General features: G+C 68.6%; 2 protein-coding genes and 1 pseudogene. 1 reads left to right on the top strand and 2 read right to left on the bottom strand.

The genetic code is table 11. From position 1 onward, the window contains the following. Together KZA10_RS14895 and KZA10_RS14900 are read right to left on the bottom strand one after the other, a co-directional pair. A pseudogene (locus KZA10_RS14895) lies at positions 1-322 on the bottom strand (hypothetical protein); the annotation flags it as partial. Continuing rightward, positions 319-963 (bottom strand): SatD family protein, encoded by a 645-nt coding sequence (locus tag KZA10_RS14900; protein WP_218683275.1) that lies wholly within the window; start codon positions 961-963, stop codon positions 319-321. The pseudogene KZA10_RS14895 and the gene KZA10_RS14900, both read right to left, overlap by 4 nt. A 60-nt stretch (positions 964-1,023) precedes the next feature. Here KZA10_RS14900 and KZA10_RS14905 point away from each other — a divergent pair. After that, positions 1,024-1,518 (top strand): DUF1349 domain-containing protein (locus KZA10_RS14905; protein WP_218683276.1); only part of this gene is annotated, 495 nt, incomplete at its 3' end.

Below are 1,518 nucleotides of genomic sequence, written 5' to 3' on the forward strand. Positions count from 1 at the left end.
ACGGCGATCGGAGTTGCCAGGTCGCGCCGATCAGACCGACGTCGGAGCGCGCACCGAGCCAGACGACGGCGCCGACGCTCACGACGGCGAGCAGCACGGCGGGCCAGAACCCCAGCGGCGCCGTGCGTTCGGTGGGCATGCACCACACCCAGAGCGCTCCGACGACGAGCGCGAGGACCATGGGCAGGAGGGCATCGCTGACGCTGCCCAGCAGCAGGAGGATGACGGCGACGGAGAGGTAGCCGATCCATCGACGCGGTGCGAACTGACGCACCAGGTCGGCCGCGCCGACCGCCAGGAGGATGAATCCGGCGACGATCATGCGCGTTCCCCTCGGAGTGCAGCGACGCCCTCGATGAGCGCCGCCGCGCCGGCGGTGCGCAGCGACTTCGAGACGCTGGGCTGCGTGATGCCTTCTTCGGCCGCGAGTTCCTGCTGCGATCGTCCGAGCAGGCGGCCGTAGGTCAGGCGCCGTTCGCGCTCGCTCATCGCACCGACCAGCTCGTCGCGGACGAGGAGGTAGGCGTTCGAGGCGGCGATCGTGCTCTCCATGACCTCATCCTGCCGGGGGGCTCCGACAATCCAGGTCCGCGTGCGTGGCACGGAACGTCCCTCGCGCGCGTGCACGGTCTCGATCGCGGCCCGAGCCGCGTACCACCCCGGTCCGTCGGCGAGCTCGCCGTGGACGGATTCGACCGGCCGCACCTCGCCCACTCCGATGCCGAACCGGAAGGCGATGCCGTCGGGCAGCCTCAGCTGGATCATCAGGAGCGACACCAGCGCGTCACCCAGGTCGAGGTAGACACCCTGCTGCTCGTCTCCTACGGTGGGCGTGAGCGGCTGCGTCGCCAGCGGGAGATCGGCTTCGACTCCGGCGATGGTGTCGTCGAGAACACGTTGCGCGGCAGTGCGATCGTCGAGCCGCCGAGAGCCCACGATGTCAGCGAGTACCGCGATGACCATGGGATAACCGTAACACGAATAAATCTCGACTTATGCTCTATTCAGCTATATGTTGAGAACATGCCTGAATCGCACATCATCCCCTGGTCCGACGGAACCTGGACGAACGCTCCCGCCTCCCCCTCCGAACTGCCGGCCGGATCCGAACACCTCGACGTCACGGCTGTAGAGGGCAGCGACGCCTGGCGGCACACCGCCTACGGCTTCGTGCACGACACCGAACACGCGCTGCTCGCCCCGCTCGCCGTCGGAGAGGCGATGGAGGTCTCGTTCCGCGCGCCGTGGGACGGCCAGTTCGACCAGGCAGGGGTGTTCGTGCGCATCGACGACGAGCACTGGATGAAGACCGGTCTCGAATACGCCGACGACCATCTCGGGCTCGGTGCCGTGGTCACCGCCGGAGGCTCCGACTGGTCGGTCGGCCACGTCGACGAGTGGCTCGAGAGCGAGATCACGGTGCGCGTCAGTCGCTGGGCGGACTCGCTGATCGTGCGCGCTCGCGCCGACGACGGCCCCTGGCGTCTCGTCAGGGTGGCACCGTTCGACGGACAGGCC

Source organism: Microbacterium sp. BF1, from assembly GCF_019279095.1.
Classification (GTDB): domain Bacteria; phylum Actinomycetota; class Actinomycetes; order Actinomycetales; family Microbacteriaceae; genus Microbacterium; species Microbacterium maritypicum.

Bases quoted from the DNA above. Each gene is read 5' to 3' on its own strand.
- KZA10_RS14900 (WP_218683275.1), bottom strand. From the start codon at position 963: ATGGTCATCGCGGTACTCGCTGACATCGTGGGCTCTCGGCGGCTCGAC.